The 14,592-nt window shown below is 70.1% G+C and carries 14 protein-coding genes and 1 pseudogene; 7 read left to right on the forward strand and 8 right to left on the reverse strand.

The features are described from left to right. The first annotated feature begins 33 nt into the window (after positions 1-33). From IG74_RS0124285 to IG74_RS0124310, 5 genes and pseudogenes are all read left to right on the forward strand, one after another. Complete coding sequence (locus IG74_RS0124285; RefSeq protein ID WP_158857733.1) at positions 34-1,098, forward strand: SAM-dependent methyltransferase; 1,065 nt, start codon at positions 34-36, stop codon at positions 1,096-1,098. Further along, positions 1,095-2,087 carry a spirocyclase AveC family protein gene (locus IG74_RS0124290; protein ID WP_030681183.1) on the forward strand — a complete coding sequence of 331 codons (993 nt, stop codon included), beginning with the start codon at positions 1,095-1,097 and terminating at the stop codon, positions 2,085-2,087. Before IG74_RS0124285 ends, IG74_RS0124290 begins: the two co-directional genes overlap by 4 nt. A gap of 30 nt (positions 2,088-2,117) precedes the next feature. After that, positions 2,118-3,377: an NAD(P)/FAD-dependent oxidoreductase gene (locus tag IG74_RS0124295; protein ID WP_051855224.1), complete on the forward strand. Its 1,260-nt coding sequence runs from the start codon at positions 2,118-2,120 to the stop codon at positions 3,375-3,377. A gap of 262 nt (positions 3,378-3,639) precedes the next feature. Further along, a pseudogene (locus IG74_RS0124305) lies at positions 3,640-4,553 on the forward strand (IS630 family transposase); the annotation flags it as partial. 492 nt (positions 4,554-5,045) lie between these two features. After that, complete coding sequence (locus IG74_RS0124310; RefSeq protein ID WP_030681193.1) at positions 5,046-5,951, forward strand: calcium-binding protein; 906 nt, start codon at positions 5,046-5,048, stop codon at positions 5,949-5,951. A 158-nt stretch (positions 5,952-6,109) separates the two neighbouring features. Here IG74_RS0124310 and IG74_RS49615 read toward each other — a convergent pair whose 3' ends face one another. The 8 genes from IG74_RS49615 to IG74_RS0124345 all read right to left on the reverse strand — a co-directional run bounded on the left by IG74_RS49615 (position 6,110) and on the right by IG74_RS0124345 (position 11,972). After that, positions 6,110-6,472, reverse strand: a complete 363-nt coding sequence (locus IG74_RS49615; protein ID WP_030681196.1) for a hypothetical protein — start codon at positions 6,470-6,472, stop codon at positions 6,110-6,112. Next, the gene (locus tag IG74_RS46105; RefSeq protein WP_158857735.1) at positions 6,472-7,050 is read right to left on the reverse strand and encodes a nucleoside-diphosphate kinase; all 579 of its coding nucleotides are present in this window, start codon (positions 7,048-7,050) and stop codon (positions 6,472-6,474) included. Before IG74_RS46105 ends, IG74_RS49615 begins: the two co-directional genes overlap by 1 nt. Further along, positions 7,047-7,562: a hypothetical protein gene (locus IG74_RS46110; protein WP_030681198.1), complete on the reverse strand. Its 516-nt coding sequence runs from the start codon at positions 7,560-7,562 to the stop codon at positions 7,047-7,049. The genes IG74_RS46105 and IG74_RS46110 overlap by 4 nt, the downstream gene beginning before the upstream one ends. A 511-nt stretch (positions 7,563-8,073) precedes the next feature. Then, the gene (locus IG74_RS0124330) at positions 8,074-10,245 is read right to left on the reverse strand and encodes an ATP-binding protein (RefSeq protein WP_051855227.1); all 2,172 of its coding nucleotides are present in this window, start codon (positions 10,243-10,245) and stop codon (positions 8,074-8,076) included. Further along, on the reverse strand, positions 10,242-10,442 hold the full coding sequence (locus tag IG74_RS0124335) for a DUF5999 family protein (protein ID WP_030681204.1): 201 nt from the start codon (positions 10,440-10,442) through the stop codon (positions 10,242-10,244). The genes IG74_RS0124330 and IG74_RS0124335 overlap by 4 nt, the downstream gene beginning before the upstream one ends. An 82-nt stretch (positions 10,443-10,524) precedes the next feature. Continuing rightward, complete coding sequence (locus IG74_RS48095; protein ID WP_158857737.1) at positions 10,525-11,061, reverse strand: class I SAM-dependent methyltransferase; 537 nt, start codon at positions 11,059-11,061, stop codon at positions 10,525-10,527. A 65-nt stretch (positions 11,062-11,126) separates the two neighbouring features. Then, the gene (locus tag IG74_RS54230) at positions 11,127-11,249 is read right to left on the reverse strand and encodes a hypothetical protein (RefSeq protein ID WP_267885590.1); all 123 of its coding nucleotides are present in this window, start codon (positions 11,247-11,249) and stop codon (positions 11,127-11,129) included. Between the two features lie 180 nt (positions 11,250-11,429). Next, entirely contained in the window at positions 11,430-11,972 is a 543-nt protein-coding gene (locus IG74_RS0124345) for a hypothetical protein (RefSeq protein ID WP_051855229.1), read from the reverse strand. A 343-nt stretch (positions 11,973-12,315) separates the two neighbouring features. Here IG74_RS0124345 and IG74_RS0124350 point away from each other — a divergent pair, with 343 nt between their 5' ends. Continuing rightward, the gene (locus IG74_RS0124350; protein ID WP_234334434.1) at positions 12,316-13,653 is read left to right on the forward strand and encodes a hypothetical protein; all 1,338 of its coding nucleotides are present in this window, start codon (positions 12,316-12,318) and stop codon (positions 13,651-13,653) included. Continuing rightward, positions 13,650-14,522: an NAD(P)-dependent oxidoreductase gene (locus tag IG74_RS0124355; protein WP_051855230.1), complete on the forward strand. Its 873-nt coding sequence runs from the start codon at positions 13,650-13,652 to the stop codon at positions 14,520-14,522. Before IG74_RS0124350 ends, IG74_RS0124355 begins: the two co-directional genes overlap by 4 nt. The last annotated feature ends 70 nt before the right edge of the window (positions 14,523-14,592 follow it).

Genomic DNA, 14,592 nt, shown 5'->3' on the forward strand with positions numbered 1-14,592 from the left:
CCGGGCGATTCCGAGCTCATGAAGGGTATGGACATGACGGCTACACACGGCACGGGCCAGGAGACGCCACAGGGGACACCGCAGGAGCCGGGCCAAGAAGCCCCGGAGGGATTCCTCCGCGTCGAAGGACAGACGAAGTTCCTGGAGACGTTCCTGCCGGTGCGCAACGAGGTGCTCCACGACTTCTACCAGGCCTCCCGCACCAGCCGTGCCCCGCGCGCAGACCAGCGGAAAGACCTACGGGCCGCGGTCCGGCTGCTCGGCGGGGGCGCGAAGGACTCCGTCCCTGACCTCTACCGTCTCTACTACAACCGCCTGTTCTCCATGATCTGGCTGGCCCTCAACTGGGGCCCCTACACCCCTGAGATCCGGCAGGTGGCCGACCCTCAACAGCGGATCCACCTCTCCCAGGTCAACTCCGTGGACCGGTGCTGGCAGCCGGCCGTGGAGAGCGCGCCGCAGGACGGCCTGCTCATCGAGGTCGGCACCGGCCTCAGCGACGGCTGGGCCCGGATCGCGCACCTGCTGCCGCAGGTCGAGATCGTGTCCCTCACCATCGAACGCGACCAGGCCGAGATCGGGCGCCGCATTGCCGAACGGCTCGGCCTGTCCGACCGAGTGACCTTCCGGGTCGGCGACCTCTTCGACCCCGCCACCACCCGCGACCTGGCCGGAAGCGCGGACGCCGTCACCGCGATGGGCGTCATCCCGCACTTCCCGCCGCCGCGCAAGGCGGAGGGGATGCGCGCCATGGCGGCCATGCTCAAACCCGGGGCTCCGCTCCACATCTTCGACGCCTACCGGGTCCGGCCGTTCTCCCGCTTCATGCACCGGGCGCTCATCAGCTCCCTGTGCTGGTACCCGACCGGCGACGAACTGCGCGCCGCACTGGCCGAGGCCGGTCTGTCGCTCACCCGCTTCGACGCGTACGACGCCGAGAGCTGCCTCCAGTTCGCGGACGACACCCGGGGCAACGACCAGCTGCGCCGCGAGTTCGGACCGGTCGTCGCCTGGGTGTTCCCGAACGTCGTGAGCCGCTTCATGAAAGGGCTCCTCACACCCCAGGACTCGGTCTACCTGTCGGCGGTCCGGCGATGACCGCCCCGGAACCGGTCCCCGGCGCGGCTCCCGCGGACGCGGAACGCGCCGCCCGAGTGCCCGTCACGTCGGCCCCACGGACCTGGTGTTCGCCGGTCATGGCCTGGGCGGCGGTCGGGACCGTGTTCCTGGCGGCCGAGGCGTGGGTGATGGTGCGCTGGGCCGTCACCGACGCACGCTGGTTCCCCTCCGGCGACTACGGACTGAGCCCCACGCGGCGCGTCGTGGCGAGCGCGTTCCAGATCCTGAGCATCGCAGGAGTCCTGGCCAGTGTGGGCTGGCCGCTTGTCCAGAGCATCCGACAGCGAGCCCTGACCATCGAGACCAGAGTGCTCCTCGGCTACCTGAGCGCCTTCTGGCTCATGCCGGTCGTCAACTACACCTCCCAGACAGCCGGTTACAGCAAGTACCTGATCGGCACCACCGACTGGGGCTCCTTCATCCCCGGCTGGCACGGCCCGGACCCCGACACGCACCCGGTGCCGCTGTTCGTCGGCTGGTTCGCGCTGGCCGAAGTGATGATGTGGACCCTGCCGACGGTCTGGGTGCTCGGCGCCGCGGTGCGCAGGCGGCCGCACCTGCCCGGAACACGCCTGGCCCTGCTCGCCTTCGTCACGGCCCTGTCCGCCGAACTGGTCCTGGAGCCGATCATGGTCTTTACCGGCGGCTACGTCTACGTCACCGCGGTGCCCGAGCTGACCCTGTTCGCCGGCCACTGGTACCAGCTCCCCACCTACGCCATGGTGGTCGCCGCACTCGTGTACGGCATGATCCCGGGCCTGATCTGTCACTACCACCGCCATCACGAACGGGGCGCACCCGTTCTGCGCGGGACGGGTGGCCTGTCGCCCGCCGCGCGCCCGTGGGCGGCCACGCTGGCCGTCATCGGCACCGCCCAGGTCTGCTTCCTGGCCCTGGTCGTCAGCTACGCCGTCATCCCCCTGCTCGGCGGCGAACCCGCCACCGACCTGCCCGCACACCTGCGGTGAGCCTCAACCAAGCCACCTTCGGGAGGGCGCATGCCACAGACCAGGGACCGCGCCGTAGTCATCGGCGGCGGATTCGCGGGACTGCTCGCCGCACGCGCCCTCGCCGAGCACTTCGCGACGGTCACCGTGATCGAACGCGACCTGCGGACCGATGCCACCCGCCGCCGCGGCGTCCCGCAGTTCCACCACCCCCACGGCCTGCTGCACCGCGGCGCGGAAGCCCTCGAGATCCTCTTCCCCGGGCTCCGCGCCGAACTGCGAGCACGCGGGGCCGCCACCTTCGACTTCGGCGAGCGGACCCGGATCCTGTTCCCCTCCGGCTGGGCTCCGGCCGGACCGGTCGGCGTGGACCATCTCGCCTGCAGCAGGCCACTGCTGGACGACGTCCTGCACCGGCGAGTCGGCGTACTGCCGCCGGTGCGGCAGGTCACCGCCACTGTCCATAGCCTGCTATGGCGCGACGAGCGCGTAGCCGGTGTCCGCGATACGACGGGCGCGGCGCATCCCGCCGAGCTGGTCGTGGACGCGTCCGGCCGCACCTCGCGGCTGACCGACTGGCTCACCCGAAGCGGCACACCCGTCCCGGCAAGAGCCCACGTCTTCGCCGGTCTCACCTACGTCACCCGGGCCTACGAGGACACACTCGACCAGGACTGGCACATGTCCACCGAGATGACCTACGCCCCCACGATCCGCCACGGCTGCCTCATCCAGCGCGTCGAGGCAGACCGGGTGCTCCTCACCCTGATCGGGGCGGACGGAGTGCGTCCCCCGTACGACACCGACGGCTTCGAGGAGTACGCCGCGACGCTGCGCAGCTCCCACCCACTGGACGTGATCAAAACCTGCGCGCCGCTCGGCCGCACCTACCGCTACGGCGGCCTGCACAACCACTGGAACCCCTACCACCACATGCGCGACTGGCCGGACGGACTCATCGCGCTGGGCGACGCCGTGGCCGCCCTCAACCCGATCTACGGACACGGCCTGACCGTCGCCGCGCTCGAAGCCCTGGCCCTGCGCGACCTACTCGCACAGAACCCGGGCCGCGGCCTCACACGCCGCTTCCAGCGCACGGCCGCCGACATCATCCGCGTGCCGTGGCTGCTCGCCAGCCGCTCAGACGCAGCCTGGCGACCGCACACCCAACGCCCCTCGGTCCGCCTCACCAACTGGGCGCTGCGCCGCCGTCTGAGCCGGGTGCCGGACCACCCCGGGCTCTACCGCAAGGTGGTGACTGTACAGAACCTGCTCGCACATCCGGCGACGCTCGCGTCCCCCTGGCCATGACAAGCGGTCCCGGCCAGGATCGGGACTGGTGCGGGCGGCTCCGGGGAGTTCGTTGTGGCCGACGATGTGCTCGCGATTGTCCACCGCGGCAACGTGTACGTCCTGTCACGCACCTCGCTGGAACTGGAGGAGCAGCGGACACGACAGCGCCGCAAGCTTGCGGTACTCGGCGACGCGTGGGGCAGCCGAGCCCCGGCACTGACCGTAGCCCCAAGCGAGCCAGCCATCGCTCGTGAGCTTTGGCCACGGAATCTGAGATCCTGCCCTGGCGTCTCGTGGCCCGAGCGGGTCGCGGTGCCGTCTCTCCCCGTGCTGCCTGCAGAAGCTGGCCGCGTACCTGGAGCAGGGTCCGGCCGCGCACGGCTGGGTGGAGGACCAGGTGTGGACCGCCGGCCGGGTGGCCACGCTGATCGGCAGGAAGTTCCACGTCTCTCACAGCGTCTCGGGCGCCACGCGGTTGATGCACCGGCTCGGTTTCTCGCCGCAGGTGCCTACGCGGAGGGCCGCGGAGCGCGACGAGCAGGCCGTGACGGTGTGGAAGGAGGTGACCTGTGCCGGGGTGAAAGAGCCCGGGCGGCCTGCGGGGGCTGCCTCTGCTTCGAGGACGAGGCAGGCTTCACCCGCCGTCCGCTCAGGGGACGCACCTGGGGCCGGCGCGGCGTGACGCCGGTCGTGACGGTCAGCGGCCGACGCCCGGGACGGCTGTCGGTGGCCGGATTGATCGCGATGCGGCCCGGCTCCCGGCCCCGGCTGTGCCACCGCCTGCGCACTCACCCCGCGGGCAGGGGAAAGCGCCGCAGCTTGGGCGAGCGCGACTTCCTCGCGCTGATCGACGGCACCCACCAGCTCGTCAAGGCACCGATCGTGCTGGTGTGGGACCGGCTCAACACCCCCATCTCCCGCAGGATGCGCAAGCTGATCGCCGAACGTGAGTGGCTGATGATGTTCCTACTGCCCGCCTACTCACCCGACCTCAACCCGGTCGAAGGCGTGTGGGCGCACGTCAAACGCAGCCTGGCCAACCTGGCCGTCGTCACCCTGGACCGCCTGGAGACACTCGTCCGCAACCGGCTCAAACGCCTCCAGTACCGGCCCGGCACCCTCAACGGCTTCATCACCGGAACTGGCCGCGACCTCGACGCGCTTCCGGCCATCAGCTTGCCCCTTCTTCGGTGAACTCTCCTCGAGCCCACCTCTCAAGCAGCGAGAACGCCGCCCAAGTGGCCTTGTTCGCCGAGAACGAGCAGCACATGCTCTCCGCTTCGGGAGGCGCTCCGGTCGGTGACTGTTCACTGTCGGCCCGTGGCATATGAGCGGCGGTCGACGGTGCGCCCGATCAGGATGCCAGCGAGTCCTTCACAGGCGGTATTACTGCATAATCTGCGCAAAATTGAAGTTATTTCTCTTTTCATCCTGTTTTGTTCCAAAGGTGACTATGCCAATGCCATACTGCGGACACGGCGCAGGAGGCCCAACTCCGGTGACGCTGATGCACGTTGGATCCCGTCGTGGCCCAGTCCCCGCTCGGCGACGAGCAGCCCAGGCGCGATCCCTGACTCTGTTCTCCGCCGTTGGCCCGATCCGTCGTAGCGATTCCGCATCGCTGCGGATGTCCAGGGATTCTTCGTTCCCACCGCCACGATGCGGACACGGGAAGGAGACATCGTCATGTCCTTCACTACACACCCCCGCTCACCGCACCGAAGACTGCCCTACCGGCTGACCGTCCTGGTCTCCGTGACGGCGCTGGCCCTGTACGGCATGCTCGCCGTGGCCAGCTCCGCTCAGGCGTCCGCCGCCACAGCGAGAGCGGCCCAGGCTCTGGGAATCAACGTGGCGAAGTTGGCGTCGCCGACCACGGTCTCGGCCCCCGGCGAGACGGTGACGTACTCGTACCTGGTGACCAACGACGGCGACGAGCCCCTGACCAATGTGGTGGTCACGGATACGTTCACCGCCCCCGCGGGCCCGCCGGTCACCGTCACCTGTCCGCAGAGCACGCTGGGTCCGCTCGGTGACACCTTCACCGACACCGTGACCGTCACCAACAACGGCCCCGGCAGCGCCTCCTCGGTCACCACCTCCGTCACCTACACGGGCACCGCCGCCACCGTGGGCTCCGCGACCGCCAGCCAGGGCACCTGCGCGCCCAGCGGCTCCACGGTGAACTGCACCCTCGGCTCCCTGGCCAACGGCGCCTCGGCCACAGTGGAAATCACCGTCGAACCCGCGGCGACCGGCACGGTCACCACGACCGCCACCACCAGCGCCACCGAAAACGACCCGGTACCCGGCAACAACGACGCCACCGAGTCCACCACCGTCAACAACGCCAACGGCTGCACCATCACCGGCACCTCCGGCAGCGAAACGATCACCGGCACCAACGGCAGCGACGTGATCTGCGCACTCGGCGGCAACGACACCGTCCACGCCGACAACGGCGACGACACCGTCTACGGCGGCAACGGCAACGACACCATCCACGCAGGAACCGGCGACGACACCGCCGACGGCGGCAGCGGCACCGACACCTGTCCCGGCACCGAACACCCCACCAGCTGCACCGCATAGAACCACCCGCACCACAGCCACACCACCACTGCAGCCGACCGAACCCACCGGCCGGCTGCAGCCACGAATCCGCGCACGCCGCATTTCGTCGTAACCGCACGCAAGAGCGCTCACGACAAGGTTCGGAGAGCGCCATCACTCCGGTTCACACCCTGCCCTTACATGTAGGCGAGGACGATTCGACTGTCTTGCTTGGTGATGCCGTGCCCTGTAGGCAGGTCGGATTCCGGCATCGTGACAGGGCGCACGCTCAACGGCGGCACCGCGGTGCGGTCCCCGCTCCAAGCCGCAATGTGGGCGGCGTCGCTCATCAGGCGCCGCGGCGTCTTCATCTCGAAGTTGTCGAACAGATGGCGCACGCAGTAGCCGCACTCCAGGGGGCACCCGACGATCCAGTTCAGCGACAGCCCCGACTTGCGGTACTCGATCACGTCGGCGAGCTCCGGCTTGAGCACGCCGATCTGCTCCGTGGTCAGGATGGGCAGCGCACGCCGGGTGCCGGTCTGGGGTGTGCTGGTCATCAGGAGTCCCCCTTCAAAGGGTGGGAGGTCATCGTGGGCTGGTGGGGTGTGCAGCACGGGGGTGTGAGGAGCTGGTTGAGCCGGGCGCCGTACCAGGTGCCGAAGTCCCGGCGGGCGGCTGCGGGATCGTCGGAGGTGTGGACGAGGTTGCGGACCAGGCGCTGTTCGGCGCGGGCCACGGCCAGGCTGTCGTGGCCGAGGTCGCCGCGGAGCGTGCCGGGCACGGCCATGGTGGGGTCGGTGTGCCCGACGAGCTGCCGTAGCCGGGCGTGCAGGTCCCGCTCGCCGTGGGCGAGCGCCACCGACCCGGCGGTGCGCGAACGCCGTGTCCAGCAGAGCGGGAAGGTCCCCCGGGCCCGCTTGGCGTCGGTGAGCAGGTCGCGGTAGACGACGTGCGCCTGCCAGGGCTCGGCCACCATGTCCCGCCGCTCCGACACGGTGATCCCGGCATCGCTGATCCGGGCCAGCACCGTCTCGACCAGGCTCCGTTCGACCGCGTCCGGCTTGCACAGGATGACCGCCCACCGGGCGAAGTCGGTCCCCTCGACGACCGCGCCGCCGCGCGGACCGGCGCTCACCGCGGACCCCCGGCCGCCGCGCAGGCCTCCCAGCGGCGGGCGGCCAGCCACCGCAGCGCCGGATCCAGCGCACCGAGGATGTCCGGGCTGACGGCCACGGTGTGCTCGTGCCGGATCTGCCGGTACAGCTCGAACAGCAGCAGCACCTGCTCGAAAGGCGAGACCTCCTCGCCGGGTGCCGGGGTGAGCAGGGTGTGCCCGTAGGCCGAGCCGCCCAGGTTCACGCCGTCGGCGGAGCTGGCGCCCATGGACGGGGCGTAGTAGCCGATCATCTCCAGGTCCCGGCGCCCGGCCAGGTACCACAGGGCCTCGGCGTACTGGAACACCGGATTCGCCCCGCGCGTGGCCAGGTAGGGCAGGCGCTGGCGGGGATCGGGCAGGCGGAAGGCGACACCGATCACCTCGCGCGCGGGATTCCCGCGCGCGTCGATGCGGTGCTCGTACTGGGTGGTGGCGAGCCTGAGCAGCGCCAGGTAGGCGTCCTCGACGCTGCGGAAGACAGGCGTATGCATGAGGTGACTCCGAAGACAGGCCCGGCCGCGCCGTGCGGCCGGAGGCAGACTGGGGGCGGTGCGTCCAGGACAGCGCGCACCGGACACGCGTGGAGATCGACTTGCAGACGGTGCACACGAGGTGCGCCAGGTGCGCGGGGCCTTGACCGCCGCGGCGTCTCGGGCAGGCCCTTCGGTGGCGCCGTCCACCACCGAAGGGTGGGGCGCAACGCCTTGACGGTGGTGTGCTGCGAGGGGTGGTGCCCTCTCCACCGGCTTGTCTGGTTCCCCCGCCGGTGGAGAGGGCGCGGCCGGCCGCCGTGTCCCCATGTCTGGGCGGCCGGGACGCCCTGGTGTCGCGTCCCGAAGCGACAGGCGCCGCTTCCTCCGCTGCGACTCGGCGCGCCCGCTGAGGGTGCGGCGCTGCCAGAGGACGGGGGAGCGGAGAGGAAGCCCGCTGGTGGGCCGCTCGGCGCCATGGGTCCGTCACCTCCACGGCACCGAGCGGCGGTTGAAGGGCCGCTGCCTGCGGTCAGAGGGCGGGCGAGGCGCGCTCGTCGGGCAGCGTCTTGAGGAGGTCGGCCAGCTCGTCGGCATCGTGCGCGCTGGAGGTCTGGTAGAGCGCGAGCGCTGCCGTGTAGTAGTCGCGGGCGGCCTCCAGGTCGTCCTCCCGTGCTGCGAAGTTCCCGCGGACCCGCAGGAGCCGGGCCTGCCCGGACAGGGTGCCGGTGGTGCGGAAGTCGGCCTCGGCCAGGTCGAGCAGATCCCGCACCCGAGCCGAGCAGGGGCCATACGGCGGGGCGTAGGCCTCCGCGAGGAGCAGCGCCGCGCGACCTGCGTTGATCAGGTCACCCGCGGCACGGAGGTCGACGTGGGCGGGGCCCGCGTGGTCGGAGGCCTCGGTCACCCGTCCGTTCTCCAGCTCGATCTGCCCCAGAATGATGCGGGTCAACGCCGTTGCCCGGCGGTCTCCGATTTCCTGGCGGATCTCCAGGGCCTCGCGCAGCAGGGCTACGGCGGTGACCTGGTCTCCCTGCCCTTTGGCACACAGGGCCATCTCGTGGGTGGCCTGCCCCTCACTGCGTCGGTCGCCGTCCTCGCGGGCCAGGGCGAAGGCGCGTGTAGCCCACGTGAGGCCGTCGCCGAAACGGCGCAGCCCCCGCAGCGCGATGACGCCGGTGGTCAGCATCTCCCGCTGTGCCATCCGGTCCCCGCACGCCTCCGCCGCCGCCACGCCCAGGCGGTGCAGTTCGCAGGAGAGTTCGTGCAGACGCAGGATGTGGAAGCCGGGCCAGGCGGCGTGCACGAGCTGCCAGACCATGGGGTGCCACTGCCGCCGAGCGGCCTCACGCACCATCTGCGCCAGGTCGTCCATGTGCGCCCCGACCCATAGGCGTGCGCCGCGTTCCTCGTCGCCGTCGCCCTGGCTGAAGTCCACGGGCGGGACGGGGCGTGTCAGGGTGCGGTCCAGGGTGCGGTGGTGGGGGGTCAGGATTCGTTCGGCGCGCGTGAACGTGGCCAGCAGCCATTCCCCCGTGCCGCGCACAGCGTCTTGGACCGCCTTGTTGCCGTCCGCCTGCGCGGCGTGCTGTTGGGCGTGGGGGCGGACCTCGTCGTGGAACCTGTAGGACGTGCCGTTGCGGCCGGGCCGATGGCCGAGGGGTTCCAGGAGGCGGGCGCCGGCGAGGTGGTGCAGGGCGGCGGCCGCCTGGTCGGGGGTGAGGTCGCAGGCGCGGGCGGCGGTATCGGTGTCGAACTCGGTCAGCGGCACCATGCTCAGCAGCCGGTAGACCCGGCGGGCGGTGTCGTCGGGTAAGCCGTCGCAGGCCTGATCCAGTACGGACGTCACGGTCCGGGGTCCTTCCGGGCGAAGGGGCGAAGTGCTGGTGTGGGACAGGGCGTGAGCGAGCGTGGAGAGCCCTGCGGTGGAGCGGGTGGAGGCGCTGGTGGCGGCCACGACCAGGGGCAGGGGCAGATACGCGCAGCGCGCCGCGATCGTCCCGAGGGCAGCGCGCTGGCCGCGGGCCCGGTCTCTGCCGGCGATCCGGGCCATGAGCCGTTCGGCTGCCGCGGGGTCGAGGGGCTCCAGGTCGTAGGGGAAGGCCCCGTGGGCGTTCAGGGCGTCCAGCGGCTCGCGCGAGGTGGCGACGACCAGGTGTCCCGGACCGCCGGGAAGCAGCGCAAGGACCTGGTCGGCGCGGGCGTTGTCCAGCAGGACGCCCAGGCGGCGGCCGTAGCTGGCCGAGCGCCACCAAGCGGCAAGTTCGTGCACATCGTCGGCGTCCGGGCGGTGGCCCAGCGCGCGCAGGAAGTGCCGCAGCACCCGCCGCACGACGGCCGCCGCGGGCTCCCCGGGCGGGCTGCTCAGCTCGGCGTACACCTGTCCGTCCGGGCAGTCACCACAGCGGTCGGTCAGCCACTTGGTGGCCAGCCCGGTCTTGCCCACCCCTCCCGGGCCGCTGATGACCACAAGGGCCGAGGCATAGTCCGGGCAGGCCTTGGCCGCGTCGCTCAACTCGCGCAGCGCCGACTTCCGGTCCGTCCAGGTCGCGGGAACCGGCAGGAGCTGCCGGGGCGGCGGAGGCACCACGGGCGCCAGAGCGTGCAGATGGACGGATCCGATCTCCCCGGCCTGAACCACCGGGGCACTGACGGAGGACTGCTGCAGGTGGTTGCGCGTCGTCCCCGCGCGGCCGCCGCTCATGCCGCCACCTTGCGGGTGTCGGTGGGCCGGTGCGGAGCGACGACCTCTCCATTGGGCAGCAGCTCACCGGTGTCCTCGAAGACCAGGACCCCGTTGCACAGCAGGCTCCAGCCCTGCTCCGGGTGGTGCGCCACCAGGAGCGCGGCTTCCCGGTCGGTGGCCTCCGCGGTGGGGCACGGCGGCTGGTGCTCGCACATCGTGTCACGGCCCTTCTGCTTATCGGGGAAGCGGCGGCACAGGCGGTGGGCGGCCGCGTACCGGCCGCAACAGTGTGCGCGGCTAGCCATGAGGGCCCTGCAGCACAACCGCGGCCACGTTCCGGTCGCGCAGGCAGTTGTGCCGGGCCCACTGGACGTTGCCGAGCAGGCTGTCGAGCTGCGTCTGTGACAGCGCCCGGCGGTAGGGGTCTACGTCCACGGCCCCCTCTGCGCCGGGCTGCCCATCGGCGACCGGAGTGAGGATGTACAGGGCTCCGTCGCGCGTCAGCCAGCGGGCGACGTCGGTGAGGAACCGCGCGACGTCGAAGTACGCCAGGGAGAAGCGGCAGGTGACCAGGTCCAGACTCCGGGGCGACAAGCTCGTCGGAATCGAGTCGCCGTTGACGTCGTAGGACTTGTACGCCATCGCGGGATGCTCCTGGAGCCGGGCCTGGCGCAGCGCCTCGGGAGAGTAGTCGTAGCCGGTGACACGCGCGGCGCCCCACTGGGCGAGCTGGCGAGTCCACTTACCCGTGCCGCACCCGAGGTCGGCCACCCGCAGTCCTCGCGCGCTGGGCGCCATCAGCAGGAACCGCTCCAGCTCCTTCTGGCTCGGCAACACATCCCCACGACCGGTCGTGTATCGGTAATCCCAGGCTGCTGGGGTGATTTGCGTGCGATAGGTCATCTCACGCCCCCCGCCGGAGCGGCCATGGGGTACGGCAGTGTCGCCTGCACGGTGATCGCGGCGAAGTAGGGGAAGCACACGCTCAGGGCCCGCACGGGCGCGTTCAGCACGACAGGCACGGTCAGATCCGACGCTGTGACTGGAGGAGTAGAGGGTGGGACCAGACGGAGTGGGGAGGATGGAGTGGACATCAGGGCCTCATGAGGGAGTCGGAGGGGCCAACAGCAGGTGCGGACGAAGGCCGGCTGGGGAGGGAGAGTGCCACGCAGCGGAGCGTCACGACGGGCCGATAGGCGCAGCTACATGGCGTGCATGGCCCTTGCTGGGTGGGGAGGTGGAAAGGGGCGGTGCCGCTCCAGCGCCTGGTGCAACATCACTGGCCCGACGAGGTGCGTCTGCCGCGCCCCGGCGAAGGGCCGCATCCAGTACCGGCCGGGTGGTGCCTGCCGATCCGGGGGTGGGATGCGTAGAGTCCCGCCCCCGAAGCACTGAGCATCACGGCAGACCCAGCGCCTGGCGGTGCGAGGCGGCACCAGGGCGATGAACCGGTCCTCACGGATCGCCTTGCCCATCGAGGCGATGACGGGCCCGCAGCCAGGGTGTTGCGTCGTGTCCAGTTCGTGGATGACCGCGAGGCCGCGGCGCCCTGCGGAGAAGACCACGACGTCGAACAGGGTCCCGACCGGCACCACTACCTCCGCGTGGGCGGTCGTCTCCAGGAGAGCGCGTACTGCAGCGTCGTCAACGCCTCTCAGGGATCGGACTGCGACGGCCAGCTCGGCCATGTCCGTGGCGGCCGTACGACCCATGGGCGACATCGCAGGAGAGACGACCGTGGTCATCTGCGACCTCCTTGTCAGCAGGGGCTTGTGCCACGGCCGCGTGGAGGGAGGGGGCTGGTGCGCCAGGGAGAGAAGACGTCGGAGCGTGGAATCAGCTCTTAGCTCTCGCCCGTACCGCCCAGGGAGCGTCCGTGGGACCTCGCAGTCTGGGGCCATACGACGCGCGTTTCGAGAGGCATTTCGCCAGCATCTTCCAATGTCTTGGAGCGAAACGAAGCATCTTGGGATCCCCGGTTAACTTCCCTGCCGCTGAAGCGTTTTGCTGTCTAGCGTGTAGAGGGAGTACGCACGTATCGAGGTCCTGGAGGGTGGCATGCACGGCGGTTCCCGCAGTCTCTTCAATATGCTCATCACCGAGCGCCACTGGCAAGACTTTGAGGTATTTGTCCGGAAGTATCGTCAGGCGGCCAAGGAACTCGCCGAGTCGGAAGGGCCCGCCTCGCTGGCCACGGCCACTGTCTCGGAATGGCAGTTCACACGCTGGGTACGCGGCGAGACGCGGCGCCCCCACAGGGACGCCCGCCGGATCCTGGCGTACCTGTTCCGCCCCATCCCCGTCGGGAACCTGTTCGCCCCACCCCTGTCCGTTCCGGCCGACACCCGGGGATCCGTCACTGAAGACGATCGCGGAGAATCCGGTGCGGAGGAACTGGGCCGGGAGGAGGACATGGTGACGGACGCCGCCAGCGAGTCAGCCGAGTGGGCTGCCCGCGTGGAGAGCAGCAACGTGGGCCCCCACACCATGGAGCAGCTCGAAGCCGATATCCGCCGGATAGTCACCACCTACCCCAACCGACCCGTCGAGCCGCTCTTCCATGAAGTGCGAGGACTCCGCAACAGGGCCTTCGAACTCCTGGAGGGGCGTCAACCACCCCACTTCACGAGCGACTTGTACGTCGCCGCGGGGGTGCTGTGCGGCATCCTCGCGAACGCGTCTTTCGACCTCGGACGCTACGAGGCAGCTGAGACCCAGGCACGTACCGCGTTCATGTGCGCCGAGCTGGCCGGCCATAACGGGCTGCGTGCATGGGTCCGTGGTCTGCAAGCGCTGGTGGCCTACTGGGGCGGACGAGCGGCTGTGGCGGTCCGGCTCGCCGATTCCGGAGCTGATTTCAGCCCGGAGAGCGGGACGGCACACATTCGTCTCGCCAGCATCAAGGCCCGCGCCTACGGCCAGCTCAACCATTCCACGGAGGCGATCACCGCGCTGAGGGATGCTGAGAACATGCGTGAACTTCTCACCGACGGGGACGACCTGCCCGGCGGGATGATGGCTTTCCCGTTCGAGAAACAGCGGTTCTACGCCAGCAGCACCCACCTCTGGCTCGGGCCCGCTCACCTGGAAGAGGCCGAGGCCGCGGCAGACGAGGCGGTCAGCATGTTCGAGAGCGCCCCTCCGCAGAAGCGCCGCCTCGGGGAGATGTCCCTGGCCCGCATGGACCTTGCGCTCGCCCGGCTGGGCCGGGGAGAAATCGAAGGCGCGGCGCACCAGGTCCACGCAGTACTGGAGAGCAACTCCCGCCGAGGAACAGAGAGCGTCCGCAAACGACTGAGCCACTTCACCAGCACGCTCGCCCAGCACCCGAGCTCTACGAGTCCGACCGCGATAGGGCTGCGCGAAGCACTCCTCGCCCACCAGCATCGCAGCACGCCCACTTTGCCCTGTGGAGGATCGCAATGACCACGGTGACCCTGCTCCACCCCGGCTCCATGGGAGCCGCCGTGGGCGCGCAGGCGACGGCGGCGGGCCACCGAGTCCACTGGGTGCCCGACGGCCGCGGCAACGCCAGCCACGCACGCGCCGAACAAGCGGGACTCATCCCCGCCGAGTCCCTGGACGAGGCTCTCGCCGCGAGCGACCTCGTGCTGTCCATCTGCCCGCCTCACGCTGCTGAACAGGTCGCCTCCGCAGTCGCCGCCAGCGACTACCGCGGCATCTACATCGACGCGAACGCCATCAGCCCACAACGCATGCTGCGCATTGAAGCCAACATGGCGCGCGAGTGCACGGTGGTGGACGGGGCCATCATCGGGCCACCTCCCACGGATGACCGTTCCGCCCGCCTGTACCTTGCAGGAAACGAGGGCACCCTCGGTCTGCTAGCCAAGGTGTTCGCGGGCAGCTCCGTTCACGTACGGGAAGTAGGCCCTGACCTCGGGGCGGCCTCGGCCCTGAAGATGGCCTTCGCCAGCTACCAGAAGCCCGCTCGGGCTCTCGCAGGGGTCGCCCATGCACTTGCCACGAGCCACGGAGTCGCCGACCTGCTCACCGCAGAGGCCCAAACCATGTCCTCACAGATCCTCTCGGACCCCGACTACCTGCCCAGCGTGGCAGCTCGCGCATGGCGGTGGGCCCCCGAGATGCTCGAAGTCGAGGAGACCCTGCAAGCTGCCTCCCTCCCCACCGACTTCGCCCAAGCCGCGGCCGCCGTCATGGAGCACTGGGAGCAGAACAAGGACATCACCCTTCCCCTCGCGACGATCCTGTCCCAACTACACGATGCGGAGCCTGAGCAGGCATCGCACGCTGCGTCCCAAGATCTGGCGTGACGGCGTCGGGCACGTGGTCCTCGACCGCGTGAACCCAGCAACCACGTCGGCAAGGCCTGAGGGCCAGGCC

The organism is Streptomyces sp. NRRL B-1347, from assembly GCF_000720325.1.
Lineage (GTDB): Bacteria > Actinomycetota > Actinomycetes > Streptomycetales > Streptomycetaceae > Streptomyces.

What these genes read in the sequence shown, in the direction of transcription:
- IG74_RS0124345 (WP_051855229.1), bottom strand. Translation starts at nt 11,972, where the DNA reads ATGACCACGGTCGTCTCTCCTGCGATGTCGCCCATGGGTCGTACGGCC.
- IG74_RS0124285 (WP_158857733.1), top strand. Translation starts at nt 34, where the DNA reads ATGACGGCTACACACGGCACGGGCCAGGAGACGCCACAGGGGACACCG.
- IG74_RS0124355 (WP_051855230.1), top strand. Translation starts at nt 13,650, where the DNA reads ATGACCACGGTGACCCTGCTCCACCCCGGCTCCATGGGAGCCGCCGTG.
- IG74_RS49615 (WP_030681196.1), bottom strand. Translation starts at nt 6,472, where the DNA reads ATGACCAGCACACCCCAGACCGGCACCCGGCGTGCGCTGCCCATCCTG.
- IG74_RS0124295 (WP_051855224.1), top strand. Translation starts at nt 2,118, where the DNA reads ATGCCACAGACCAGGGACCGCGCCGTAGTCATCGGCGGCGGATTCGCG.
- IG74_RS0124350 (WP_234334434.1), top strand. Translation starts at nt 12,316, where the DNA reads ATGCTCATCACCGAGCGCCACTGGCAAGACTTTGAGGTATTTGTCCGG.
- IG74_RS0124290 (WP_030681183.1), top strand. Translation starts at nt 1,095, where the DNA reads ATGACCGCCCCGGAACCGGTCCCCGGCGCGGCTCCCGCGGACGCGGAA.
- IG74_RS46110 (WP_030681198.1), bottom strand. Translation starts at nt 7,562, where the DNA reads ATGCATACGCCTGTCTTCCGCAGCGTCGAGGACGCCTACCTGGCGCTG.
- IG74_RS0124310 (WP_030681193.1), top strand. Translation starts at nt 5,046, where the DNA reads ATGTCCTTCACTACACACCCCCGCTCACCGCACCGAAGACTGCCCTAC.
- IG74_RS0124335 (WP_030681204.1), bottom strand. Translation starts at nt 10,442, where the DNA reads ATGTGCGAGCACCAGCCGCCGTGCCCCACCGCGGAGGCCACCGACCGG.
- IG74_RS0124330 (WP_051855227.1), bottom strand. Translation starts at nt 10,245, where the DNA reads ATGAGCGGCGGCCGCGCGGGGACGACGCGCAACCACCTGCAGCAGTCC.